The organism is Pontibacter diazotrophicus (assembly GCF_003367245.1).
Lineage (GTDB): Bacteria > Bacteroidota > Bacteroidia > Cytophagales > Hymenobacteraceae > Pontibacter > Pontibacter diazotrophicus.
Genome location: NZ_QRGR01000022.1, coordinates 103,196 through 129,463 on the forward strand (window position 1 = coordinate 103,196; position 26,268 = coordinate 129,463).

At 47.1% G+C, this 26,268-nt stretch carries 23 protein-coding genes and 1 riboswitch; of the genes, 12 read left to right on the plus strand and 11 right to left on the minus strand.

Annotated features, from left to right (window positions below; genetic code table 11):
• Positions 1–8: 8 nt before the first annotated feature.
• The 3 genes from DXT99_RS18925 to DXT99_RS18935 all read right to left on the minus strand — a co-directional run bounded on the left by DXT99_RS18925 (position 9) and on the right by DXT99_RS18935 (position 3,513).
• The gene (locus tag DXT99_RS18925; RefSeq protein WP_115567154.1) at positions 9–677 is read right to left on the minus strand and encodes a S8 family serine peptidase; all 669 of its coding nucleotides are present in this window, start codon (positions 675–677) and stop codon (positions 9–11) included.
• Between the two features lie 436 nt (positions 678–1,113).
• Positions 1,114–2,175, minus strand: coding sequence for a homoserine O-acetyltransferase MetX (metX, locus tag DXT99_RS18930; RefSeq protein ID WP_115567155.1), 1,062 nt, complete (start codon positions 2,173–2,175; stop codon positions 1,114–1,116).
• A gap of 12 nt (positions 2,176–2,187) precedes the next feature.
• On the minus strand, positions 2,188–3,513 hold the full coding sequence (locus DXT99_RS18935; RefSeq protein ID WP_115567156.1) for an O-acetylhomoserine aminocarboxypropyltransferase/cysteine synthase family protein: 1,326 nt from the start codon (positions 3,511–3,513) through the stop codon (positions 2,188–2,190).
• A gap of 267 nt (positions 3,514–3,780) precedes the next feature.
• A riboswitch (SAM riboswitch) is annotated at positions 3,781–3,888 on the minus strand.
• A 528-nt stretch (positions 3,889–4,416) separates the two neighbouring features.
• Here DXT99_RS18935 and DXT99_RS18940 point away from each other — a divergent pair.
• The 7 genes from DXT99_RS18940 (at position 4,417) to trpS (ending at position 10,853) form a co-directional block, all read left to right on the plus strand.
• A complete protein-coding gene (locus tag DXT99_RS18940; RefSeq protein WP_115567157.1) occupies positions 4,417–5,364 on the plus strand; it encodes a phosphoribosylaminoimidazolesuccinocarboxamide synthase in 948 nt (315 codons plus the stop codon).
• Positions 5,365–5,418: 54 nt separating this feature from the next.
• Positions 5,419–5,796: an STAS domain-containing protein gene (locus DXT99_RS18945; protein WP_115567158.1), complete on the plus strand. Its 378-nt coding sequence runs from the start codon at positions 5,419–5,421 to the stop codon at positions 5,794–5,796.
• Positions 5,797–5,810: 14 nt separating this feature from the next.
• Positions 5,811–6,728, plus strand: a complete 918-nt coding sequence (locus DXT99_RS18950; RefSeq protein ID WP_115567159.1) for a ribonuclease Z — start codon at positions 5,811–5,813, stop codon at positions 6,726–6,728.
• 184 nt (positions 6,729–6,912) lie between these two features.
• Positions 6,913–7,704: a queuosine precursor transporter gene (locus tag DXT99_RS18955; RefSeq protein ID WP_115567187.1), complete on the plus strand. Its 792-nt coding sequence runs from the start codon at positions 6,913–6,915 to the stop codon at positions 7,702–7,704.
• Between the two features lie 229 nt (positions 7,705–7,933).
• Entirely contained in the window at positions 7,934–8,842 is a 909-nt protein-coding gene (locus tag DXT99_RS18960; protein WP_115567160.1) for an EamA family transporter, read from the plus strand.
• Between the two features lie 395 nt (positions 8,843–9,237).
• Positions 9,238–9,792, plus strand: a complete 555-nt coding sequence (locus DXT99_RS18965; RefSeq protein ID WP_115567188.1) for a copper resistance protein NlpE — start codon at positions 9,238–9,240, stop codon at positions 9,790–9,792.
• A gap of 86 nt (positions 9,793–9,878) precedes the next feature.
• Positions 9,879–10,853, plus strand: a complete 975-nt coding sequence (gene trpS, locus DXT99_RS18970; protein ID WP_115567161.1) for a tryptophan--tRNA ligase — start codon at positions 9,879–9,881, stop codon at positions 10,851–10,853.
• Between the two features lie 121 nt (positions 10,854–10,974).
• Here the strand turns inward: trpS and DXT99_RS18975 are convergent, their stop codons facing one another.
• From DXT99_RS18975 to DXT99_RS18990, 4 genes are all read right to left on the minus strand, one after another.
• Positions 10,975–11,730, minus strand: coding sequence for an EF-hand domain-containing protein (locus DXT99_RS18975; RefSeq protein ID WP_147294252.1), 756 nt, complete (start codon positions 11,728–11,730; stop codon positions 10,975–10,977).
• 296 nt (positions 11,731–12,026) lie between these two features.
• Positions 12,027–12,392 carry a methylglyoxal synthase gene (locus DXT99_RS18980; protein ID WP_115567163.1) on the minus strand — a complete coding sequence of 122 codons (366 nt, stop codon included), beginning with the start codon at positions 12,390–12,392 and terminating at the stop codon, positions 12,027–12,029.
• Positions 12,393–12,451: 59 nt separating this feature from the next.
• On the minus strand, positions 12,452–12,688 hold the full coding sequence (locus tag DXT99_RS18985) for a hypothetical protein (protein ID WP_115567164.1): 237 nt from the start codon (positions 12,686–12,688) through the stop codon (positions 12,452–12,454).
• Between the two features lie 34 nt (positions 12,689–12,722).
• On the minus strand, positions 12,723–13,121 hold the full coding sequence (locus DXT99_RS18990; protein ID WP_115567165.1) for a hypothetical protein: 399 nt from the start codon (positions 13,119–13,121) through the stop codon (positions 12,723–12,725).
• A gap of 143 nt (positions 13,122–13,264) precedes the next feature.
• Between DXT99_RS18990 and hppD the strand changes: the two genes are divergently transcribed.
• Complete coding sequence (hppD, locus tag DXT99_RS18995) at positions 13,265–14,359, plus strand: 4-hydroxyphenylpyruvate dioxygenase (RefSeq protein WP_115567166.1); 1,095 nt, start codon at positions 13,265–13,267, stop codon at positions 14,357–14,359.
• Positions 14,360–14,519: 160 nt separating this feature from the next.
• Positions 14,520–16,253, plus strand: a complete 1,734-nt coding sequence (locus DXT99_RS19000) for a phospho-sugar mutase (protein WP_115567167.1) — start codon at positions 14,520–14,522, stop codon at positions 16,251–16,253.
• 184 nt (positions 16,254–16,437) lie between these two features.
• Here the strand turns inward: DXT99_RS19000 and DXT99_RS19005 are convergent, their stop codons facing one another.
• Positions 16,438–16,791, minus strand: a complete 354-nt coding sequence (locus DXT99_RS19005) for a histidine kinase (RefSeq protein WP_115567168.1) — start codon at positions 16,789–16,791, stop codon at positions 16,438–16,440.
• 48 nt (positions 16,792–16,839) lie between these two features.
• On the minus strand, positions 16,840–18,096 hold the full coding sequence (locus tag DXT99_RS19010) for a PAS domain-containing protein (protein WP_115567169.1): 1,257 nt from the start codon (positions 18,094–18,096) through the stop codon (positions 16,840–16,842).
• 272 nt (positions 18,097–18,368) lie between these two features.
• Between DXT99_RS19010 and DXT99_RS19015 the strand changes: the two genes are divergently transcribed.
• Positions 18,369–18,956 (plus strand): nitroreductase family protein, encoded by a 588-nt coding sequence (locus DXT99_RS19015; RefSeq protein WP_115567170.1) that lies wholly within the window; start codon positions 18,369–18,371, stop codon positions 18,954–18,956.
• A 280-nt stretch (positions 18,957–19,236) separates the two neighbouring features.
• Here the strand turns inward: DXT99_RS19015 and DXT99_RS19020 are convergent, their stop codons facing one another.
• Positions 19,237–19,539: a hypothetical protein gene (locus tag DXT99_RS19020; protein WP_115567171.1), complete on the minus strand. Its 303-nt coding sequence runs from the start codon at positions 19,537–19,539 to the stop codon at positions 19,237–19,239.
• Between the two features lie 479 nt (positions 19,540–20,018).
• Between DXT99_RS19020 and DXT99_RS19025 the strand changes: the two genes are divergently transcribed.
• The gene (locus tag DXT99_RS19025) at positions 20,019–22,442 is read left to right on the plus strand and encodes an SBBP repeat-containing protein (RefSeq protein ID WP_115567172.1); all 2,424 of its coding nucleotides are present in this window, start codon (positions 20,019–20,021) and stop codon (positions 22,440–22,442) included.
• Between the two features lie 424 nt (positions 22,443–22,866).
• Positions 22,867–25,302 carry an SBBP repeat-containing protein gene (locus DXT99_RS19030; RefSeq protein ID WP_115567173.1) on the plus strand — a complete coding sequence of 812 codons (2,436 nt, stop codon included), beginning with the start codon at positions 22,867–22,869 and terminating at the stop codon, positions 25,300–25,302.
• A gap of 261 nt (positions 25,303–25,563) precedes the next feature.
• Here DXT99_RS19030 and DXT99_RS27100 read toward each other — a convergent pair whose 3' ends face one another.
• Positions 25,564–25,740: a hypothetical protein gene (locus DXT99_RS27100; protein ID WP_181885177.1), complete on the minus strand. Its 177-nt coding sequence runs from the start codon at positions 25,738–25,740 to the stop codon at positions 25,564–25,566.
• Positions 25,741–26,268: the final 528 nt, after the last annotated feature.

Here is a 26,268-nt window from a genome sequence, read left to right on the forward strand (position 1 = left end):
GCCTGTTACTAATCCGGCGTTATGATAAAGTCAGGTTCTGCCTGTGCTATTCCTTTTTGCCCATGCAGGTAATTTGCAAAAGCTAATGCATTGCCTTTCGATGCATTGTCAACTTTTACTACATACGTACCTTCGCCAATTGATTTCAGCACTTCTGCATTATATTCCTTCGCAAGTTGCTGTAGCACTTCCGTTTCGCCATTTTCCAGTGTTACAATAACCTGATTACTGACACCGAGCAAGCTGTTGCCATCCCTGAAATAAGGGGAAGCATAGCTTATGTTAGGATCTTTTGCTAATTCCTGCAAGGCCTGTTCCACCTGATTGCTGTTCAATCCGTCTACCAACGCAACTCTGTGCAACAACGCTGCATCTGTTGCCACCTGCTCTGTTGTTTTCTTTACAAATACATACTGCGTTAAGATACGCTGCTCCTGATCTGCGGTCAGGCCGCCCACGAAAGATACCAGTACGTCTTTCGTATACACATTGCCTAAAGCTTTCTGATTCTGCCCTGTAAAGTAGGTATAGTTTGTAGAAGACTGTCCTGCCTGAGCCTTTAAAAGGTTGGGACCAGCTTTAATATTACGTATTGGAGCAGGGCCATCTTGCCTGCAGGAAGTGAATGCAAAGAGTAGAGTGAGAGTTGCTAAAACAGGAATTAGGGTTCTTTTCATATCCGTACAAATTATATCGCCATCTGATATTTATTAGTACGGCCAAACTTATTTTAAAGCTAAAAAAAAGTGTGCGAATATAAATATTTCTTAGTAGTCACATTTTACGTGCTAACATTTATCTAATTTATTGCATTCTACTAATATATAGACCTAAAAACCTTAATTTGCTGTTTATAGAAGGTTTTCTGTTGTAACTATAGGAGGTTTAATGTTGTAATTATGGAAGCTTTTTTTCCTTTTCAAAACCCAAACTCACAGTGACTTGCACAATAAATGCACCAGCCGCTTTAAGCTAACACTGATACTTCAGAAGTTAATTTTTGCCATGTGCGCAAATTCTGCTGATTTCCATTTTCTGACAGTTTCCGGTCATCCTGCAACCCTACATACACACCACTTCCCTCCTTGGTCAAACCCAAATATCCTCATGCTTTTACCGCTCTTCCCGCTCAAAGCTAAGTTCCTCTAACCTTTCTTCTTCCTCATAGAAATTCGTAATAGCCTCTGTCAGTTGCGGAAACTCCACCAGAAAACCATCATGCCCGTAGTCGGACTGAATAAGGTAAAAGGATGAATGCGCCACGTGCTCGTGCAGGAAGCGCTGCTCCTCCACCGGAAACAGCACATCTGAATTTACTCCTACAAAAAGGCTTTTTGCCTTGAGTTGCGCCAGCGCCTTTTCGAGTCCACCTCTGTCGCGGCCCGCGTGGTGGGAGTCCATCGCTTTGGAAAGCAGCCAATAGGTATAGGCATTAAAACGTTTTGCCAGCTTTTCGCCCTGGTGCACCTGGTAACTGGAAGCCCGGAAATTGTCTGTGATGCTGTTGCCGGGTTCCTGCTGAGTTGCCGCATAAGTGTTGTAATGCCGGTACGAAAGCATGGCAATGGCCCTGGCTGTTTTCAGACCTTCTGAACCGGCAGTTTCAGTGTCTGTTGCCCAACTCGGATCCTGGCGGATAGCCATGCGCTGGGTTTCGTTAAAAGCAATGCCCCAGGGTGAGTGGCGTGCATTGGAGGCCACATGGATTAACCGTTCAAACACATCAGGCTGAAGCAGTGCCCACTCCAGTGCCTGCTGCCCACCTAAAGACCCTCCTATTAACGTATGTACACGCTCCAGTTCCAGGTCCTTCCGCAGCAGATCAAAAGCAGCCACCACATCACGGTTGGTCAATTGCGGGAAAGCATGATAATAAGGCTGTTGCGTCTCCGGGTTAACGCTGAGCGGCCCGGTGGAACCATAGCAACCACCCAAGGTGTTGGCGCAGATCACGAACCACTCGCGTGGGTCATACAGCTTGCCCTCCCCAAACAACTCGCACCACCAATCGGTAAAGTCAGCGCTGCCGGTTAAGGCATGGCACACCCACACCACATTACTGCGCTGTGCGTTAAGCGTGCCAAAGGTGGTATAGGCAAGCTGGAAGCCGGGCAGCGTAGCACCCGACTCCAGTGTAAAAGTATTCTTGTATTCAAAAACGTGATGTGTTGGCATATTCTCTTCTTATTATGCGGGCTCCGGTTGCCCCTCCTTTACTTTAGCAAAAGCCTGCTCAAAATCGGCTTTTATGTCTTCTATATGTTCGATACCGGCCGATACGCGCAGCAACGTTGGCTCTACTCCTGCATTAAGCTGTTCGGCATCAGAGAGCTGTTGGTGTGTGGTAGAAGCCGGGTGTATGATAAGTGTTTTGGCATCGCCCACGTTGGCTAAATGGCTCACGAGTTTCAGGCTGTCTACAAAACGCTCTGCCTGCTGTTTGTCTCCTACTTTCAACTTAAAGGAAAGCACGCCACCGAAACCGCGCTTCAGGTATTTTTTTGCCAGTTCGTGGTAGTTGCTGCTTTCAAGGCCCGGGTAATTCACAGACGCTACCTGCTCATGTTGCTCCAGCCACTTTGCCAGCTCCAGCGCGTTCTGCACTGTTCTGTCCAGGCGAAGCGAAAGTGTTTCAAGGCCTTGCAGCAACAGAAAGGAGTTGAACGGGCTAAGGGCAGGGCCAAAATCGCGCAGGCCTTCCACACGGGCACGTATCGCGAAAGCGATGTTTCCGAATGGCCCGTCAGTTCCAAACACCTCCCAGAACTTCATACCATGGTAGCCTTCGGATGGCTCAGAGAACTGGGGAAACTTGCCGTTGCCCCAGTTAAAATTACCGCCGTCCACTATCACACCGCCAATGCTGGTACCATGTCCGCCAATCCATTTGGTGGCCGATTCCACTACTATATTGGCGCCGTGCTCCAGCGGGCGGAAAAGGTAACCACCTGCCCCAAAGGTGTTATCCACTATCAGCGGAATGTCATACTTGCGGGCCAGCGCTGCAATGGCCTCAAAATCAGGAACATTAAAGCGTGGGTTGCCGATGGTCTCTAAATAAATGGCCTTTGTATTTTCATCAATCAGCTTCTCATAGCTTTCCACCTCATCGTTCTCCGCAAAACGCGACTCTATCCCCAACCGCTTGAACGATACCTTAAACTGGTTATAAGTACCACCATACAGAAACTTCGTGGACACAAAATTGTCTCCGGATTCCAGGATGTTGCTCAGCGCTATAAACTGTGCTGCCTGCCCGGATGCCACCGCCACGGCTGCTGCACCACCTTCCAGGGCTGCTATGCGCTTCTCGAACACATCCGTAGTCGGGTTCATGATGCGGGTATAGATATTCCCAAACTCCTTCAGGGCAAACAGATTGGCCCCATGCTCCGCATTTTTGAAAGCGTAAGAGGTAGTCTGGTAAACAGGTACGGCACGGGACTGTGTAGTAGGGTCAATTTCCTGGCCGGCGTGTAGCTGTAATGTTTCGAAGTGTAGTGTCTCTGACATGGTTGTTCGGTTTATGGGTTAGGAATGGCTGATTGATCTAATGGGAAAGCGCCCGAAAGCGTAAGATGTGCAGCAGAAAGCATGTGTGTGCCCGATGCTGTAAAACGGGGGATTTGCTTAGCAACAACAGCAACGCATGGCGCACATGGGCGTGCGCATGTATTTTGTAGCCTGTGCTAAAATATGCCGCCGCAACAGGACTGCTGCTGGCGTCGAAAATAATAAACTGTGCTGTGCTGAATTGATTCCCTTTTTCATGTTCGTATCAATTTATATTCTTCCGGATGTTCCGAAATCAGGAATTAGCACCTTAACCTCGTTAGTTAGGTTGCTAGAGTTTCACAGAGCCTGTCTCTCCACTCTTCTTTATAAATCAAATCCCGAAGGGATAGTTGACTTGATATTGCAATGATAAAGCGCTAATAAAGCAATTCCAAATAAAAATATAGATTTATTTTGGTTCTTTGCTTCCACCAGCGGCTTCTTTCAACTCCTACGACAGCACAAGTTTTTTGTTGTACAAAACCCTGAAAGTAAGCTACTCAGCGCTCAAAAGCTGATTTAAATCAAACATCACCAGATTGCCACATCCCTTCTTATAATGCTGTTTAGGCTCATTACCGGGACTTAACGCTACTTAACATTATGATTTATTAATAAGGTACATCTAAGAATAGCATCAACTATGTACAACAGACACAGCAGATGCAAAATATCATATTCAGCATAACATGCAACATATAGGTTGTATAGTATAAAACCCCCTTTACCTATCACAGTATAATACAATATTATTTGCTGCCTATATTTTACAAGTGCACAACAATTGGCAACTTCATTCAGAATTATTTCCGGACCTATAAAATATAGTTAACTTTGCTCGCCTATAACGACACCGAATTAATGGAGGCCATAAAAGAAACTAACTTCTCCTTTGCCGGCCAAACTGGCTTTTACAGAGGCAAGGTCCGGGATGTATATTATTTTGAAGACCAGTTGGCCATTGTTGCCACTGACCGTATTTCTGCATTTGATGTGGTACTTCCCCGTGCGATTCCTTACAAGGGACAGGTGCTGAACCAGATTGCCAGCCTTAACCTGAAGGCAACCTCCGATATTGTACCCAACTGGGTGGTTTCTACACCAGACCCAAATGTAACCATCGGCTACAAGTGTGAGCCATTTAAGGTAGAAATGGTGATAAGAGGGTATCTGGCAGGGCATGCCTGGCGTGAGTATAAAGCAGGAAAACGTATGTTGTGTGGCGTGGCACTACCGGAAGGATTACGTGAAAACGACAAGCTGCCGGAGCCGATTATTACACCAACGACCAAAGCCGATGAAGGCCACGATGAAGATATTTCAAGAGAAGAAATTTTAGCGCAAAACCTTGTATTAGAACAGGATTACCTTATCTTAGAGCAATATACACGCGCGCTTTTTGCCCGTGGCACAGAATTAGCGAAACAACAGGGCCTTATTCTGGTTGACACTAAATATGAGTTTGGCAAATATAAGGGAGAGGTATACCTGATTGACGAGATTCATACCCCTGACTCTTCCCGCTACTTTTACAGCGAAGGTTACGAAGATCGGCAGCAGCAGGGAGAGCCACAGCGACAGCTTTCAAAAGAATTTGTGCGGCAGTGGCTGATTGAAAACGGCTTCCAGGGAAAAGAAGGACAAACAGTGCCGGAAATGACAGACGAGGTAGTACGTGGCATTTCGGAGCGCTATATTGAGCTGTATGAGGTGTTTACAGGGCAGCGGTTTGAGAAAAAGCCATATGAAAATGTGCTATCCCGCATAGAACAGAAAATTGTTAACAATAATTTTAGCACCAAAAATTAAGAAAATTAAAGTAGATTTTGGTACATTCGCATATAAATCCTTATTGGTAGATCTATGAAGTACACGATTGATAAGAAAGAAAACTATACAATTATCACGATAGATGAGAAGAAGCTGGACACTTCGATAGCGCCGGACCTGAAATCTGAGTTCGTGAAGTTGAACGCAGAGGGCATCACCAATCTGATTCTTGACCTGAGTAATGTAAAATACACTGATTCTTCTGGCCTTAGCTCCATTTTAATAGCTAACCGCCTGTGCAACTCATCAAGCGGCTTGCTGATTCTGACGGGCTTGCAGGATCATGTTATGAAATTGATAACTATTTCAAAGTTAGAGTCTGTGCTTAACATTCTGCCTACAGTGGAAGAAGCAATTGACCGTGTGTTCCTGCACGAGATTGAGCAGGACCTGACTAACAAAGAAGACTAAGTATACTGCCCGTTGTGGATTTCGAACTCAGGATACTGGGCAGTTCGTCGGCCACACCATCGGCAAACAGACACCATACCGCACAGGTACTTACCATAGACAATCAGTACCACCTGATTGATTGCGGTGAAGGAACGCAGATGCAGCTGATGCAATACAAGATAAAGCATCAGCGCATCTGCAATATTTACATCAGCCACCTCCACGGCGATCACTATTTTGGATTGGCAGGTCTCCTGTCCTCCATGCACCTGCAGGGCCGTCACACACCGCTTTACCTCTTTGGCCCTCCCGGCCTCATAGAGATTCTAAGCTTACAGTTCAAATATTCTGGTACGAACCTTTGTTATCCGCTCATTTTTCATGAGCTGGATACTACCAGCCATAAAAAGATTTTTGAAAACAAGCAGATTACGGTACATACCATTCCGATGGAGCACCGTGTACCCTGTTGCGGCTTCCTGTTCCGGGAAAAGCAGAAGGCGCGACCGCTCATAAAAGAGAAGCTTCCCCCTTTCTTAACACCCCCGCAACTGGTGAGTCTCAAGTGGGGCGAGGATGTTACAGATGAGCATGGGAATGTGCTGGTGTATAACCGGGATGTAACCATGGAGCCGAAGCGCAGCAGAAGCTATGCTTACTGCTCCGATAGCCGTTTTAAGCCCACGCTTCTCCCCTACCTTCACTACGTGGACCTGCTTTACCATGAGGCTACCTTTACAGATGAGTTACGTGAACGTGCTTACTATACTTTCCATAGCACAGCCCGACAGGCTGCCGAACTTGCAGCTGCAGCACAAGTACGCCGTTTGCTCATAGGACACTTCTCTGTTCGTTACAAGGACCTCACTCCGCTCTTAACGGAAGCACAGGAAGTGTTTCCACAAGCGGATTTAGCTACTGAAGGTAGCATCTTCTGTATCCGGGAATAGAATTAGGCTGTAAAAATTGGAGTACTTCATGAGTTCAGCCTCTTCAGAGATGCTGATTTAAGCTCATTCTAATGCATTTCTCCTAAATGTTGTGCTGTACATGCTATATATTCGGAGGTACAGATTTACTGAATAATAGTAACTTGCAGGTTGAATACCTTATTGTTTGAAAGCCATCTATTTCATGCAGCAGCATACTTCTACTTCTGAGAAAAGGCGCACATACCTGTTCCTCGTGCTTAGCGGCATCTTTATATCCAATGCCTTGCTGGCGGAACTGATTGGGGTGAAGATATTTTCAGGAGAAGCTCTTTTTGGACTTCCTGGCGCACAAATACCTGTATTAGGTGGTTCTAAACTGGACTTTAACCTGACAGCAGGCGTTATCATCTGGCCGGTTGTATTCATTACCACCGACATCATAAATGAGTATTTCGGGAAAGCAGGGGTAAAAAAAGTAAGTGTCCTGACAGTGCTGCTCATCCTGTATGCCTTCCTTGTTATCACCATTGTAACAGGCCTGCCGCCAGCTCCCTTTTGGTTAGATGTGAACAGCACCGATGCCCAGGGCAACCCTTTTAATATCAACATCGCTTTTAACAGCGTATACCGTCAGGGGCTGGGCATTATCATCGGCTCTGTGGTGGCGTTCCTGATTTCGCAGTTCCTGGATGCCACCGTATTCCATTGGCTGCGCCAATTCACGGGCAGCAAAAAAATCTGGCTCCGCGCGACAGGCTCCACACTGGTGTCGCAGCTCATAGATAGCTTTGTGGTTCTGTTTGTGGCTTTCTTTCTCTTCGGCAACTGGCCCATGGAGCAGGTATTATCTGTTGCTCTTATCAACTACATCTATAAATTCGCGGTTGCTATCCTGCTCACACCGCTTCTCTACGTAGCCCATTACCTCATCGACAGTTATTTAGGAGAAAGAGAAGCCGAGAAAATGATGGAGGAAGCGCAAGTTGAACAATAAACGACCTTTATTCTTCAAAAAACCGATACATTATATTGGTAATAAAGGTTTGTTGTGCTTAAATTTGCAGCCTTGCAAAAGAAAATGCCACACCACTTAGCACATACACAAATCTTTATTACAGGCTACGTTCTACACGACCTGTAATCCTGCACGCACCTTCTGAATCAGGGGCAGCCGCCTCATCATATTTATTTTTCCAGTTTTTACTTTTTTGAGGGAGACGATCATGTTCAGAGGAATCGTTTTGGTTTTTCTTGGCGCGTGTAGTTTTGGCGTTTTATCTACGTTCGTAAAATTAGCATATAACGAAGGCTTTACTTTGGGTGATGTAACGGGCACCCAGGTATTATTTGGGTTGATTGTTCTTTGGACTATTGTGTTGTTGCGAAAGCTGTTTAGCAGCAAGAGCAACAGCACATCGTTCAGGGAAAAAATTAAACTGGTTGTGATGGGTACCAGCACAGGCCTGGTTAGCATTTTCTATTACAAATCAGTACAAACAGTGCCCGCCTCCATTGCCATTCTGCTGCTGATGCAGTTTACCTGGATGAGCCTGGTGATAGAGGCCATCATGAAGCGCAGATTACCAACACGAACGCAATTGGGCACAGTAACTCTCATATTGTTAGGTACCGCATTGGCAGGGCGTTTATTCTCTGCCGACTTACCTGATTTTGACCTTATAGGTATAGGCTACGGATTACTGGCAGCTTTTTGCTATAGTATCTTCCTGATGATAAATGGCGCTGTAGGCAACCACCTTCATCCAGCCACAAAGAGTGCCCTTATCTTAACAGGTGCCTGCGTGCTCATCTTAACGGTTTTCCCTCCCGTGTTTTTAGTCAATGGTGCTTTAACAAGCGGGCTGTTTAAATGGGGACTAATATTAGCCTTGTTCGGCACTGTTATTCCTCCGCTTTTTTATGCCTACGGTCTGCCTGAAACGGGCTTGGGACTAGGTGCAATTCTGAGTGCAGCCGAGCTTCCTGTGGCCGTGTTGATGTCGAATATCATATTAGGGGAAGAAGTTTGGGCCGTGCAGTGGCTTGGAGTGGCTCTGATTTTGGTTGCAATTGTACTTTCTAACATCCACTCGCTTCGCAAAAAAAGAAGCAAAGAAATAACATTGGCATAACGGCTTCTAACTTCATCAAGTAGCTTTTGCTCAAGATAAATTGGTTGATTGAAAATTGGTTAGGCGAACACCTTCGGGTAGTAGCCTAGCCTTTTTTTATGCCAGGGTTACGCATCACCTGTTTTAAAACAATGCTATAGAAAGAAGCCTTTAAGGAAGCATTGTGCTTCATTTGCCAGTTACAACTAATGCAAACCTAACCGGAGCAGCAGGCGAATTACTGCTGGTAACAAAGCACAATAATATGTGTCAACTTCAGTTAAATAAGAAGTTTGCGGACCACTACAGCAGCGTGGTCAAGGATTCTATCCAACATCTGTTGCCAGACACACCTGCTTGTAAGCAGTAAACCTATTAAACTTAACACATAATTTATTTATTCTATGGAGCGATTCATGAAAACAATGTTTGCCTTACTCGTCCTATTTTCAGTGGCTCTGGGCCAGCAACAAGTAAAGGCGCAGTCAGCTAAGACATATGAAGAGTGGAAGAAGTCAACACCCAAAAAAAGAAGCAAAACAGCCACTAAGCCTGCTAAGGCAACCAAGGCCAAAACAACAGCTAAGGCTGAAGAAAAGACAGCTGCGCCGGCAGCCATGGCAGCACCAACAGGAACCTTTTCCGGCACCTTCCCCTGCACCGATTGTCAGGGCATCAACACAGAACTCGTGTTAAATGGTGGCGCCGACGGCTCCAGCCGCTCCTTCACGATGAAGCAGACTTACCTGGGAAAACCAGCCGACAAAAGTATAGTAACAAGTTCGGGCAAATGGTTTCTAGCCAAAGGCAACAAGCAGAACCCGGATGCGGTAGTGCTACAACTTATCCCAACGGAAGGCAACATTGACCCGATGTACTTTCTGCAGGTAAGTGACTCGGAGGTAAAACTGCTAGACCGGCAGCAAGCAGAGATGCAGGGCCAGCAGCGTTACTCACTGAAGAAGCGGTAGCCCTAAAGCCTGGATGTATAAAGTTTGGCTGGGCTATTACCGGCTTTTTCCCGTAATTTGCAGCCGGAACAATTACACCCTTACATATGGCACGTTATCTTACAGGAATCCAAAGCACAGGCCGCCCGCATTTAGGCAACCTGCTGGGCGCTATTATTCCTGCTGTGGAGTTTTCGAAAGCCTCTGACCATGAGTCGTTGTATTTTATAGCAGACATGCACTCGCTTACCTCTATCCGGGATGCAGAGGTACTGCGACACAATACCTATTCGGTGGCCGCCGCCTGGCTTGCTTTTGGTTTCGATACAGAAAAGCACATATTTTACCGCCAGTCTGATGTGCCGATGGTAACTGAACTCACGTGGTACCTGAATTGCTATGCACCGTTCCCAATGCTGGCCAATGCGCATTCTTTCAAGGATAAGTCAAACAGAAGAGGACTTGCAGATGTAAATGCCGGTTTGTTCACCTACCCTGTGCTGATGGCAGCAGACATTTTAATGTATGAAGCCAACTTCGTACCGGTGGGAAAAGATCAGATACAGCACCTGGAAATAACCCGCGACATCGCCAGTGCTTTTAACCATGTATACGGCGAAACGTTTGTGCTTCCGGAAGCGAAGATAGACGAAACAGTGATGACAGTGCCTGGTCTGAACGGCGAGAAGATGAGCAAATCGTACGGCAACATCATCGATATTTTCGAAGCTGATAAGCCACTGCGCAAGACCATCATGAGTATCATTACAGACAGCACTCCACTGGAAGAGCCAAAAGACACAGAAAACGACACCGTTTTTAAACTCTTTAGCTTATTAGCCACACCAGAGGAAATAGAAACCATGCGCCAGAACTACAGTGCCGGAGGCTATGGGTATGGCCATGCCAAGCAGGCGCTGTATGAGCTCATTATCCGGAAATATGCTAAAGAGCGCGAGCTGTTTAACTATTACATGAACAACCTGGCGGAAATAGACAAGAAGCTGCATGAGGGTGCTGAGAAAGCCAAGGCAATTGCCGGGCCAGTGCTACAGCGTGTACGCCAGAAGTTAGGCTACTAACGCATTATATTTTATTGAAACAGGAAAGGGGCAGCTGAAAAATCAGCTGCCCCTTTCCTGTTTCAATGAGGGTGAGAAAGGAAAAATAGCTCTCCCTGTCACTCATTTAATTATGTTTTACTTATTGTGCGCCCCCGCCAGTAGTAGTACCAGTTGTGCCACCTGTTGTTGTTCCTGTAGTGGTACCCGTTGTGGTACCATCCGTAGTGCCTGCTGTTGTACCCGTTGTGGTACCATCCGTAGTGCCTGCTGTTGTGCCCGTTGTAGTGCCGGTTGTGGTTCCTGTAGTGGTACCTCCATAGTAACGGTTATAACGGTCGTTTATATCAGTGTCCGTCATAGTGCCAGTACCGCTATTGTCCCACTGTCCAAAAACACCTTCAGAGTACTCCTGCTGATCAATATTATTATCCTGGTTTCTATCCCAGTTTCTGTAAAAGTTATTATCGGTGTCATTTGCCATACCGGTACGGAACTCCTCCTCATCTATGTTATTGTCCGCATTCGTGTCCATATCAGTATAGTTTCTGCCCGTCATGCCAAAGTCTCTTGTTGCGGTATCCCACTCATTCTGGTCTAAATTATTGTCATTGTTTGTGTCCCAGGTGCTGTACATGCTCCTGTTAAATTCATTTTCGTTCAGCATGTTATCCTCATCCTCATCCCAATCTGTAAAATTATTGTTAGAAGCGAAGGTGGTGTTGAAACGGTTATTGTCCCAGACGGCCATGTTGTCTGCTTCAGTGTCTGTTGTTGCAACTACCTCATCGTTTGTTGTTTCAGCGTTGTCAGTAGTACAGGCAACAGAACCTGCCAGTAAAGCAAAACATAAACCGGTACTCATTATTTTCGGAATTCTTATTTTATTCGTTTTCATAGTCTTATTTTATAGTTAAACAGCTGAGTATATTTTATATGCTATTTTACGAATGAATATGAACGCATAACCAAATACAGCTCTAAAGAAAAGCGAAAGCCTCTTTCTTATTAGTATATGCTACCCCAGAGTAAGTTAAAAAGGCTATACACCCTGTAAATCAGAACACTTACTTCTTTTTTAAGCCTGTATCTAGTTTCTACACAACTAATTATAGAGCATAAAAAAGCACCTACCTTAGCTTCTGCTCTGGCAAGTGCATCAAGTAAAAATCCAAGAACAGGAATTATCTTTTCCTAATTCCGCTCCAGTACTATCAAGTCAGCAGAGGCGCGGTTTAGGGCGATGGGGATGTTGTTTAACACAGCAGTGCGGATAAGCGTCTGTATGTCGTGCTCGTGGCCATGCGGGGTTTCAACATCAATGAAGAAAATAATCTTATGTACTTCGCCCTGCAGAATGCGTGCTGCCAACAGGATGTCTCCTCCACTTGGGCCATGACCAAAGGGCTGCACGTTCAGGTCCAGCAGGTCGTTAATCAGCCGCGATGTATTGGTGGTGCCAATCAGCGTATGCCCTTCCAGTGCCTTGTGGTTCTCTTTCACCCAGTTCAGCAGGTCCGTTTTCTTGTTGTTATGCGCTACTAAAGCAATTGTTGTCATAATTTCAATTTTAAGTTTCTGCACGTGGGCTTCAGTACATGAAGCGTCGGCTTTTTAGTTTACATTAGAGCGAAGATAAGCAAAGCGACAGAAGTATCAAGAAGTAAAACATAAGGCCTTCCCGATTTAATATCTGGATAATATACGCTTCTCCAAACAACAGCCTTATCAGGTGTTGCTCTTTGAGTATGTATAACCTTATCTACAGCTTCAGGAAACCATGTATGGCCAAAAAATTGCCGCATGTACCATTGCTCAAGAGCAACGGTACATGCGGCAGAAATAACAGCTGTCATTAGAGAGGTGCTGTTTTTATAGGTTTGTTAAAGCTTACTCTGCCGTCCAGAGCACACGCTCCTGGTCAGCCAGAATCAACAGTATCCGCGGGGGGTTAGCCACGATTACCAGGCGCATCTCTACTCCCGGAAAGGAATCAGACTCTACCCACACGCCTTCTTTCTCATCCTCTTCGAGGGCGGCCTCCGGGTCAAGCGTACTGGCCAGGTAAGCGGTTGGCAAAAGAATATCAGCGTCTGATTTCAGCTTGCCGTGCACATCTTCCAGCACATCTTCCAGGTAGTCGCCATACTCCTCATTGAAGTCGTCTTCCAGGTCGTGCAGTTCCTCTTCAATATCATCATAGCGCTTATCATTGTAATCCATGGTATTCAGCTCTTGCTTTTTTGCCAGGATCGCAACGATAGCATCGTTCAAAGCATTTACATTCATGTGATCGTGTTTTTTACAAAGTTGGAAACATGCCGTAGCAATTGCAAGTAATCAGATGATAATTTAACCCAAAGCCGCTTAGATTTTGATAAATCCATAAAATCTGTATTTTTACAATAATCACCTGATAACCTCTGAAAACTATGACAACAGACCTCCTGCCCCTGAACGGCACCGATCATATTGAATTTTATGTGGGCAATGCCAAACAGGCGGCTCATTTCTACCAGACAGCCTTCGGCTTTAAACTGGTAGCGTATGCCGGCCCCGAGACAGGCGTCCGCGACCGCGCCTCCTATGTGCTGGTACAGGACAAAATCCGGTTTGTGCTCACTACGTCGCTCGACCCGAATTCTGACATCTCGAAGCATGTGCTGCAGCATGGAGACGGCGTAAAAGTGCTTGCCTTATGGGTAGATGATGCGGAGAAGTCATTCAACGACACCGTGGCGCGAGGGGCAAAACCAGCGATAGAACCCAAAACGCTGCAGGATGAGCATGGTGAGGTGAGGCTTGCCGGTATCCATACCTATGGTGAAACCATCCATACTTTTGTAGAACGCAAAAACTACAATGGCCCTTTTATGCCGGGGTTCAAAGCTAAATCTACGGAGTTGGAGGTCGAACCGGTAGGGCTGCAGTATGTAGACCACTGCGTTGGCAACGTGGAATTGGGCCGCATGAATGAATGGGTGGAGTTTTACGAAAAGGTGATGGGCTTTAAACTGCTGATTACGTTTGACGATAAAGACATCAGCACAGAATACACCGCCCTTATGTCAAAGGTAGTATCCAATGGCAACGGTTACGTGAAGTTCCCTATAAACGAACCGGCAAAGGGTAAGAAAAAATCTCAGATCGATGAGTACCTGGAGTTTTACCGAGGGGCCGGTGTGCAGCACATTGCCATCGCTACCGATGATATACTGCATACAGTGGCAGAGTTACGACGCCGTGGTGTGGAGTTCCTTTATGTGCCGGAAACGTATTACGAGGACCTGTTTGAGCGTGTGGGTAAAATTGACGAGGATATGGAGGCCCTGAAGGCGCTGAATATCCTGGTAGACCGGGATGAGGAGGGTTATCTGCTGCAGATTTTCACGAAGCCTGTAGAAGACAGACCGACAGTTTTTTATGAGATTATTCAGCGCAAAGGAGCGAGGTCTTTTGGTAAAGGAAACTTTAAGGCGCTATTCGAATCTATTGAGCGGGAGCAGGAGCTACGAGGTAACCTTTGATAAGGAAATAAGGTAAATGCCGTGTAGATTCACTTAAATTGCTTTATTTTGATATTTATATACATCACACCAGTTCTTTTGAACGTGCTTCAGGTGCAAAAAGGGCTGGTGTGATTTTTTGTCCAGATATAAACGAAGAAAATCTTTACGTACAAAGACTATGATTGATAATGCTATAAGAACAAAAATTGACTCCTGGTTGTCCGGAAACTATGATGCGGCCACTAAATCAGAAATAAACGACTTACTGGAGCGCAACGAGCATGATACGCTTTCGGATGCCTTTTATAAGGACCTGGAATTTGGCACCGGCGGTTTGCGCGGCATCATGGGGGCAGGCAGCAACCGGATGAATCGTTATACTCTGGGCATGGCCACACAAGGCCTCTGCAATTACCTGAAGCAGAATTTTCCTGATCAGCAGATTAAAGTGGCCATTGCCCACGACAGCCGTAACAACTCTGATAAGTTTGCCCGCATAGCAGCAGATATTTTCTCTGCCAACGACATAAAGGTATACCTCTTCGAGGCGCTGCGCCCTACGCCTGAACTTTCCTTTGCAATACGCCACCTGGGTTGCCAGAGTGGTGTGGTAATCACAGCCTCGCACAACCCGAAAGAATACAACGGCTACAAAGCATATTGGAATGATGGTGCACAGGTAACAGCACCGCACGATAAGAACATTATTGCAGAGGTAAATAAAATCACGTCCATAGATGATGTGAAATTTGAGCCAAAGTCGGAGAACATCGAAATGATTAGCGCGGAGGTTGATGAAGCCTACATCAAAGAAGTACTCGGACTTTCCATTTCGCAGGATGCCATTAAGCGCCAGCATGACCTCAAGATCGTATTCACGCCAATCCATGGTACCGGAATTACGCTTGTGCCGGAAATACTGAAGCGCTTCGGTTTCACGAATGTGCATGTAGTAGAAGAGCAGTCGGAGCCAAACGGCAACTTCCCGACGGTAGTTTACCCGAACCCGGAGGAGAAAGAGGCCATGACCCTGGCCATGAAGAAAGCGGAGGAATTGGATGCAGACCTGGTACTGGCCACTGACCCTGATGCTGACCGTGTAGGTATAGCCGTAAAAAACCTGAAGGGCGAGTTTGTGCTATTAAACGGTAACCAGACAGGTGCGCTCCTCATCAACTACCTGCTGCAGGCATGGCAAAAAGCCGGGAAACTGACAGGCAAGGAGTACGTGGTAAAAACCATTGTAACAACTGACCTTATTAAGAAAATTGCCGACAGCTATGACGTAACGATGTACGAAACACTGACTGGCTTTAAGTACATTGCTGAAATCATCCGCAACCTCGAAGGCAAAGAAACTTATATTGCCGGTGGTGAGGAAAGCTACGGCTACCTGGCCGGCGACTTCGTCCGCGACAAAGACGCCATCTCGTCCTGCGCCCTGATAGCCGAAATGGCAGCGGTGGCCAAGGACAACGGGCAAAGCCTGTTCGAGATGATGGTGGAGATGTACACCAGGTATGGCTTCTATAAGGAAGACTTAGTTTCCATCACTAAAAAAGGAATGCGTGGTGCAGAAGAAATTCAGCAGATGATGGCCGACATGCGCAGCAACCCACCACAGACCATTGCAGGCTCTAAAGTAGTAGAGATAAGCGACTATAAGTCAGGTACAAGGAAAAACGTGGCAACAGGGGATGAAAGTAAGCTTGACATGGAGAGCTCCAACGTACTGCAGTACATGACCGAAGACGGCAGCAAGATATCCGCCCGTCCGTCCGGAACGGAACCGAAAATCAAGTTCTATGTCAGCGTAAATGAGCCGTTAACTTCTAAAGAGGATTTCGATGCTACGGCGCAGCAACTGAATCAGAAGATTGAGCAGACGCTGAAAGATTTGAAACTGAAGTAGCATTAGATTGCTTGATTGTTAAATGGCTAAATTGATGGTGTTCACCGCCGGCAGTTTAGCCATTTTTGTTGCTGCTTTCCCTTTTGTGGCTTCAACTGGGTTTATTCAGCAGCGCGATTATCTATAGTTATGTCTTCTCAATTTACCTCCACTCTCACTGATCCATTAAAAGTGGCTGGCCTTCTTAAACTTCCTTCAAACGGTTCTCCAGCAGTAAAAGCAAAGCCAGAAACCGTTCAGACTGCTTTTCAACATTTCTCAGCCCCTCGTGCGCTTCATCAATCTTACCGTTCCTGTATAGCCGATATAAGTCTAACGTAATAATGTCCATCTCCTGGTGTACTTTGGCAAGCTCTTTTACTTCGGACTCATCTATATAACGCACCAGCCCTATTGTAGTAAACCAGATACTAACCGGACCCGACCTGGAGAAAAAAGCTTCATCAAAAGCTCCGCCATAGAGCATAGAGCGCACCTTCGATTTGTAGAGGATGTGCTTTATCCGGAGCTGTTGAAAATCTACCTGAGCCAGATTCATTTGCAGCCTGTCTCCTTTTTACTATTATATCTATCAGTCCTCATCCTCCTACGATTTGCCCAACTCCTGTACTTTTTCCCTGAACTTAACCTGCTCAGTCACCTCGTAGCCAAAGGCTAGAATACCCGATACTTTGTCAGATTCAAAAATAGGGTGATACGAGAATGTGAAGTAAGTTTCTTCTAAGTTACCGTTATTATTTTTGTCCAGCATTATAGGTACTTCTTCTGCTATATAAGGTTTGCCAGTATTATAAACACCATCCAGTAATTCTATAAACCCTTGTTCCACTATTTCAGGCACAGCCTCTGCCAATGGTTTGTGCAGCAGCTCCCTCGTAGGATAGATCTGGTGGTATTTTTCGTTTATCAGCTCAAACCGATGCTCCGGTCCTTTCAAAATGCAGAACATGGCGGGAGCCTGCAGAATAAGGGTTTCCAGCATTTTGCGCTCAGACTCTGCTTTCTCATAAGCTTGCTGCACCTGGTCTGATAATAGTGACATCTGCTCATTTGTTGCCAACAGCTCCTGCACCATCATTCTGGTATCGTGTATATCTGTGGAGCTTCCTACCCACATAATGATGTTGCCTTCTTCATCCTCCATCGGCTGGGTGCGGCAGAGGTGCCAGCGGAATAAGCCGTCTTTATCGCGCATTCTCAATTCAACCTGCATCCCGACTCCGTTCCGGAATGCCTCCTCCCACTTAGCCATTACAGCAGGCAAATCATCCGGATGTATCACTTTTTGCCAGTTTTCCTGCCGGAGCTCTTCCAGTGGGACATCGGTATAGCGCTCCCAGCGCTTATTCAGGTAGTTTAGCTCACCTGCGGCATTAGTCGTAAAAATCAATTGCGGCATTGCCTCCGCCATGAACCTGAATTTTTCCTCACTCTCTGTAAGGGCCATCTTGGCCAACTCTCTCTCTGTTACATCTGAAGTGTGCTGAATCAGATACGCTACGTTTCCTTCCTCGTCCAGCACTGGCGTATGAGAAGCTTCCCAGAAGCGCACATCATACTCCCCTCCTTCTGCTTCGGGTTTAGGTAAATCGTATCGTATTACTTCCAGATAATCTACTTTCTTACTTTGCAAAGCCTTATCCAGCGACGCTCGCACCGGGTTTTCCTCATAAGAAAGCTCTTTGTTAGGAAAAGCCTCCAGCAGAAAATGCTTGCCTATGATTTGACTTGCTGAGCGCCTGGTAATCTTCAGGTACGCATCGGTAGCGTCCAGAATTTTATATTCCGGTGAAAGTACCACCATTGCTTCAGGTATGTGTCGGAACAGTTTAGTATAATCCATTACGCTGTAAGGAACAAAACAAAGTTTAAACAATCAAAATCTCAGGAAACCAAATATTGTCCTGTCTTTCACCTGTCATTGAACAGACAGTCTTCAGACAATGTATTGTTGGTGTAAAGGTAGAGCAACTGATTCTATACTCTAAATGGCTGCATTTGTTTTATAAAACTGATTTCCGAAACATTACTAATTTTGCCACTTAAATTCCCCATAGCTCTTCCGCCCTCATTTGGTGGTTGGCAACAGCGGGCTTAACCAGATACTATTTTCACATGAACAACACATTTTCAATTATACAGCAAGTTATACAAAACAGGAGAACTGTAAAGCCTCCACAAATGAACGGGATGCCTGTACCCGACGAGCAGGTAAAGCAGCTTTTAGCCCTGGCTGACTGGGCCCCGACCCACGGTCTAACTGAACCCTGGCGCTTCAAGGTATATGCCCGGGACAAAGTGCGGGAGTTTTGCCTGGCACATGCCGAGCTTTATAAAAAGAACACAGCTTCAGACAAATTCCTGGAGGTAAATTATGAAAAACTGCTGCACATGGGTGATCAGGCGTCGCACCTGATTGTAGCCATTATGCAGCGTGGCGCACTGCCGAAGATTCCGGCTTTAGAAGAAATCGCGGCTACCTCCTGTGCTGTGCAAAACCTGCTGTTAGGTGCAACCGCTTTAGGCATCGCCAGCTATTGGGGCTCCGGTGGCATGGCCTACCACCCAGCCATGAAGGAAATGCTACAGCTACGGGAGGAAGACCTTGTGCTGGGAATTCTGTACCTCGGCTACACCGATAAGCCAATTCCAGCAGGCAAGCGCACTGTTCCACTGGAAGAAAAGGTGGAATGGAATGGTTGAGGAATTATTAATGAGAAGGAGCAGGAATGAATAACTCCGGAGGCAGACTGTGGAGCGAAATCATTAAGTAGCATTGATGTATCATAAGACCCCGTTGTACGCAATCATCCTGTTTGGGAAGGTTATGTACAGCAGGGTTTTCCTTTTCTGACTTACCTAATGCCGGGTTGCCCCCTAAAAAATCTAGCGGTACCTAACAGTAAAAAGACGGTTATGAATAAAATCAGCAAAAAATGAAACGGTCTTTCACTGCTGCATTAAACAGCTAAACGAAACTGCCCTACCCCCGCTCTATTACAACATACCTGGCCGAATAGCCATTGCTTTTATAAAGTACCTGCAGCGCTGTGATAAGTGACTTGAGCGCTGAGGTGCGCGTGTTCTGGCTATTGAGTGGCTCCAGGTAGTTCTTGTATCCTTTCCCGCTGATACGCCATACGTAGCTTCTGACTTCTGATTCCTCCACCTCCACCAATCCTTTTGCCAGCACCACGCGCCGCATATAAGGCAGGGCGGATTTCATACTCCTGTAATCCGAGAAAGCATAGAGGCGGTAATAAGAGCTCAGTTTGATGGAGTTCATGAACGCAAATATAGCATGATACCCTATTAACTGCTATCCAGTTTATGGACGCTACCTGGAGCACATATAAGGCCTCGCTTCAAGAAAATAGAAATTTATATTAGACAGTGAAATAAAACGTCTCCTGCTCTTCTGATTCTTCCCATACTTTTCAACTGCTTAAAAAGCAACAACAACTGCCGGGCTTTTAAATTTCGTCATCCGATAAGCTTCAGACTAACTGCTTCTGTTCTACTTCCTGCCTGTTCGCTAAGCAAACATATAGTATGCTAACTTAATAAAGGGATAAAGCCGCTCCTATTCTTAGTAAAGCCTTATACAATCCTTAAATAATCTACGTAAACTATATAAGTCGCTTTAACAGCCTATCAACAATCAACTTGCACCCACCTATATTTTGATGACACCTCTTTAGCCTCATGAGAAGGCAGGAGATACTGCCATTATGAATTAATATTTACACCATAAACCTTAAAGCTATGAAGAGAAATGTACAGCATGCAGTGACTCTATTATTTCTATTTTTATTCTATTTACCAACATTTGCCCAGCAACCGACGCTGGAATGGGCGCAGCATTATAAGGCGTCTGCCGATGATGAAGACTCACCGTTGTCCATCGCTGTGGATGCTGAGGGTAACAGTTATGTGGCAGGTGTGAGCCAGGCAGAAGAACCTGTGAGGAGTACAACCATCAAATATAGCCCATCGGGGCAGCAACTATGGGCTGTTCAACCTGAAGGCAACTTCACCATTGTTGATATTGCCCTCGATAGTGACGGTGGAGTTTTCGTTACCGGCTACAGCAATGGCGACTACCTTACCATCCGGTATGACGCTACAACAGGTAAGCAAACATGGGTTCAGCACTATGATGGAACCGGACGTGCAGACGAAGCCACAGCCATCACCGTTGATGACGCTGGCGGCGTCTACGTCACCGGCCGCAGCCTGGACGACATATACCTCGACTACCAATACGCTACTATCCGATATGATGCCGCAACGGGGCAGCAGACCTGGGTGCAGCGATACGGAAACGAACTCGGAAATGATTATGCCACCGCTATCGCGGTTGACAACATGGGTGGCGTATACGTTACCGGTTCTAGCTACGGCGCAAGGCCCGTTGCCGTAGCCGCCACTGTTCGCTACGACGCCGCAACGGGAGAGCAGACCTGGGTGCAGCAGTATCAGGGAGGCTTCCATAGTGAGGCCTCAGCCATTGCAGTAGACAAGGCTGGGGGTGTTTACGTTACAGGCTACAGCAATGACTTCAGCTACGGTAGCGGTACCGGAGATGACAATTTCTTCACTACCCGTTACGCCGCCGCAACCGGAGAGCAGACCTGGTCCCAACACTATGATGGGACCGGCAACGAAGACAGAGCCACAGACATTGCGGTTGATGACGCTGGCGGCGTCTACGTGACAGGCCGCAGCATAGGCCCCTACCTTGAATATGAATACGCCACCATCCGGTATGATGCTTCCACAGGAGATCAAGACTGGGTTCAGCGCTACGGACACCCCTTCGGCGGTTATAGTGCCACAGCCATTGCGGTTGATAACACCGGTGGCGTCTACGTCACCGGAACCGGCTCCGGCGTTAAAGATCCCGCTCACCTCATCGCCACCATCCGGTATGACGCCACTACGGGAGAGCAGGTTTGGGTTGAGAGTTACACCGGGACCGACAACAGTTCTGCCTGGGGCAGAGACATCGCTGTTGATAATGCGGGCAGCGTCTACGTCACGGGTATAAGTAATGGTGACTTTGTTACCATCAAGTACAGCCAGTGCCCGAAATTGGCTGAGGCCGCCATTACAGGTAGTACCACCGCAGCGGCTGGCACTAGTGGTTCTGTTTACTCCCTCTCCGGCACTGGCGCTACCTCCTTTACCTGGAACATCACAGACAGCGACGGCAACATGTATACTGACTTCACAGGCCAGGGCACGAATTCCATTTCCGTTGACTGGCCCTCCAGACCTGACCTGTTCAAAATAAGCCTCACCTACCGTGCAGGCAGCGGCTGCCCCTCTACTACCTCCGTTCTATACGTGCACGTTTTCGACCCCGAGGCGGGCTTTGTAACCGGAGGAGGCTGGTATGAGTCTCCCGCCAACCCCGACTACGAGTTTATGCAGGAGAGCAGAAGGGCTCATTTGAGTCTGGTGGCCAGGTACAGCCAGAGAAATGAAAAAGAGGTGCAGGGCTCTACCAGGCTCCTGCTGCAGGCTGGCTCCTTCACCTTTAGGAGCACGTCTTATGAGGCTGGCACACTGGTCATAACTGATAATTCCGCCTTTGTTAGAGGGCTTGGCACCGTCACCTACAGGGAGGGTCGGGGCCGCCCTGTCAACGATGAGCGTGAGTTTGGCTTTTTAGTGGCAGCCACCGACGGTGATTTCGGGGCAGGGGCAGGACAAGACAGGTTCCGCCTCCAAATCTATGTCATCAACGAAGACGGCTCCCAGGGTGCTGTTGTTTACGACAACCAGGCCGGCTGCCCCTCAGCCAGCCTCGACGACAACGCCGAAGCTTGCACGGTAATAGGCGGGGGGAACATCACCATACACAAAAAGAACACAAATCGTATCACCAAAAAGCAATCTCTATCTGCCGGAATGTCTCTGGACAAACAGGAGCTAGAGGTATACCCTACAGCCGTTTCTGACAGAGCCATGGTGAGTTTCTCACTTGAGCATGACGGCAATTACACTCTGGAGCTTTATGACATGAAGGGCGCACTCGTAAAGCGCATAGCCGCTGGGGCAGCCGAGGCTGGCAGACAATATGAACAGGAGATTTCGGTAGAAGGAATGGGTGCAGGACTCTACCTGGCTCGCCTCACCACCGGCACAAAAGTGCAGACTGTGAAACTGATTGTGCAGCGATAATTATTCGCTTTATCCTGGTGATTAGCTTCAGCTGTTTTTGCAGAAAGTATAATTTGGAAAACAAAGGGGCTTGGCACGTAAAACGCGCCAGGCCCCTTTGTTTTGTTGACGCCACCAGCCGTTTTAGCTACTCTTTCCTTTGAAACCATAATTTATAAGGAAAGGACTATCAAATATGTACCTTGAAATGCTTTGAACACACAAATCACTAACTAGCAACCACTTGAAGAAGCAGAAGGTGTTATTTTACTAATAAATTATATAGTTATCATCACTTAAGCTACGTAGATCTATATAGGCTCTCCAGTAGCATTTCAGTCATCCTTTCACCCTGACTACCCACTCGGTCCCACTTTAGCCTGCCGCTCCGACAGGAGAATGTAACTCAATTTTTGAGCAGATCAATTCTAAAATTTTAAAAGCTATGAAGAAAAGCATACTACTTTCAGGGCTTCAGTTAATTCTATTGTTCATTCTTTTACCGGCACTCGCCCAGGAAGAGCCCACCACGGATTGGATACAGCGCTATGATGCTGAGGTCGGCGGGACCAATGATGTTGGCGTGGCTGTGGCTGTGGATGCTGCCGGAAACAGTTATGTCACCGGCACTCTCAGCTCCGCGCGTTTAGGAGCATTCAGTCTTGGTATTGTGACGATAAAATACTCCCCGGAAGGTGAAGCGCTATGGGTAAATGAATACAACGTTTCTGAGGGCTTCATTGAAGCCTCGGACATCGCTGTCGATCATGATGGCGGAGTATATGTCACGGGCATCCGCTACACAGAAGAAACGCATTACGACTATATCACGCTACGCTACGAGGCCTCTGACGGCGAAGAGACCTGGGTCAGCCGTTACAACGGGGATGCAGGTTATGAAGACTGGGCCAATGCCATCGCCGTAGACAATGCAGGTGGTGTCTACGTCACAGGCTACAGTCATCTCCTGGACACACACCAGGAATATGCCACCGTCCGCTATGATGCTGCCACCGGCGAGGAAAGCTGGGTGAGCCGCTACAGGCCAATAAACCTCAACCACGAAGCCAGAGCCATAGCCGTTGACAGCGCAGGAAGTGTATACGTTACAGGTAGAGGTGGTGGAGACATTGCCACACTACGCTATAATGCCTCCGACGGCGAAGAAATATGGGCCAGCCGCTACGAAGCAGGAGACGACAGAAGTGCAGGAAATGCTATCGTTGTTGATAATCAGGGTGGCGTTTTTGTAACTGGCTACAGCGGCGGTGACTATGCGACCCTACGCTACAACGCCTCCGACGGCGAAGAAATGTGGTTCAGCCGCTACGGATCAGAAAGCTTCAGAAATGAATATGGCCTTGCCCTCGCCGTGGATACCAGGGGCGGCGTATACGTTACAGGCTCCAGTGGAGGCACCACCATACGCTACGAGGCTTCTGATGGAGCATATAGCTGGGCCACCGACTATCATAGGTTCAGTCACCAATCGAGCGCAGGCACAGCTGTCACCGTCGATAATATTGGCGGTGTCTATGTCACTGGGGTAAATGTAAGACCTGGCGGGGAAAGCGCTTTCAGTACTGCGAAGTATGCGGCCATAGATGGGGAACGGCTCTGGTATACTGAAATTTCTGGAAACCAAAGATATACTAGCGGAAATGATATAGCCCTTGATGCAGCTGGAAACGTAATTGTTACCGGTGAAGGCTTTAGATTTGGTAAAGAGGGAGACTTCATGGGCATCCTGACCGCCAAGTACAGCCAAGAGATCCCTTGCCCGGAATTAACAGAGGCTTCTATCGCAGGCGCCCCCACGGCTTCCGCTGGCACCGCGGGCTCCGTCTACGCTCTTTCTGTATCCAGAGCCAGCACTTTTGACTGGCGCATCACGGATAGTGAAGGAATGCTTTATACCAATTTTACCGGCCAGGGCACAGGCTCTATTTCTGTTGACTGGCCCTCAGAGCCCGATATGTTCAAGGTGAGCGTCACCTATGGCGGCGGAACAGACTGCCCCTCCAGTACGTCTGACATGTATGTTCACGTCTACAACCCTGATGCAGGATTTGTAACCGGTGGCGGCAGGATAGACTCCCCCGCCAACCCTGACTACGAGTTTATGCAGGAGAGCAGAAGGGCCCTCTGGAGTCTGCTGGCCAGGTACAGCCAGAGAAATAAAGAAGAGGTACAGGGCTCTACCATGCTCCTGCTGCAGGCCGGCTCCTTCACCTTCAGAAGCACTTCCTATAATACCGGGTCGCTGGTTGTCACAGCTAACAGGGCCTACTACAGCGGGCGCGGCACCGTCACCTACAGGAAAAGTGCGGGTCGTCCTGTCAAGGATGAGCGCGAGTTTGGCTTTTTAGTGGCAGCCACCGACGGTGATTTCGGGGCAGGGGCAGGACAAGACAGGTTCCGCCTCCAAATCTATGTCATCAACGAAGACGGCTCCCAGGGTGCTGTTGTCTACGACAACCAGGCCGGCTGCCCATCAGCCAGCCTCGACGACAACGCCGAAGCCTGCACGGTAATAGGCAGGGGCAACATTACTATCCATAAGCCTAGAGTTAACAGAATAGCTGGAAAACCTTTCTTCCCCGCCAGTATAGTGGGTGTAGCTCAGGAGTTAGAGGTATACCCTACAGCCGTTTCTGACAGAGCCATAGTGAGTTTCTCGCTGGAGCATCCGGGTGATTACGCGCTGGCGCTTTACGACATGAAGGGGGCGCTCGTAAAGCGCATAGCCGCTGGGGCAGCCGAGGCTGGCATACAGTATGAGCAGGAGATTTCAGTAGAAGGAATGGGCGCAGGGCTCTACCTGGCCCGGCTGACTACCAGCGACAAAGTGCAGACTGTGAAGCTAGTGGTGCAGCGATAGTCGGATGGGAAGCCATACCAGCCCCTATCAGTACAATGCAATAGCTGTTCATTAGCTAAGCATACTATAAAAAGAGAACCCCTGGCTTTATGAGCCAGGGGTTCTCTTTTTATAGGGGGTATAGGCTTAAGTTTACCGCTGGGTTGTCTTCTCTCCTTTTATGCTCAGTAAGCACATGCCCACAAACTACGGGCAGGATAGGCACTGGTATTTGTAGTTTCAACAAATACAATGTTGTTGCCAATAAAGAATGGTTAGAAGTTATCTCTTTATTTTATTATGATCCTGAACCTGTTTCTTTTCAAAATTAACGAGCATTTTCACCAGCACTTTTAGTTCTTTTGCCTCATTTGTGCCTGGTTCAGCGTCTTTAAACTGCTCTACCCGAAGTGTAACTTCCTCGTATTGTTCTTGATTCTCTATATAGTTGTATTTCATTAGACCCATTTTTTAACAAAACCCATCAGGTCTGCATCTGTCTCTCAACAGTGGCTGCAAACACCAAAAACAGGCGTTCTGACTGGTGTATTTTTTACGACTTGTATTTTACCACGTAAGTAACAGCACTTATAATCAAAGGATATTCACTTTCAAGTTTCTCCAAAAGAATTCCCATGGTCATATAATCACACTTCCGATGGCTTACACCACTTACTAGGAGCTCGTTCTTGATTCTGAGCAAATCGATGTAAGCATACGTATCTTTGGCTACTAAAAAATTACACAACTTATGGTAGAGTTCTGCTGACTGCCCTTTACTCAGGCTGATCCCCAACCTTTGCATTACTGCTTCCTGAGAGCCTTGGTTTTCCATCCTAATCACTGGTAAGTCTACTATTTAAGCAATTGTACGAAAATCAAAAAAAAAAAAAATAGATTATTTTGGTATAACTATTTAAAATAAGTGTTTCTAGGGATAGCGCGTAGTACTTATTTCAGACAGGCGTAAGCACTTATACGGGTATA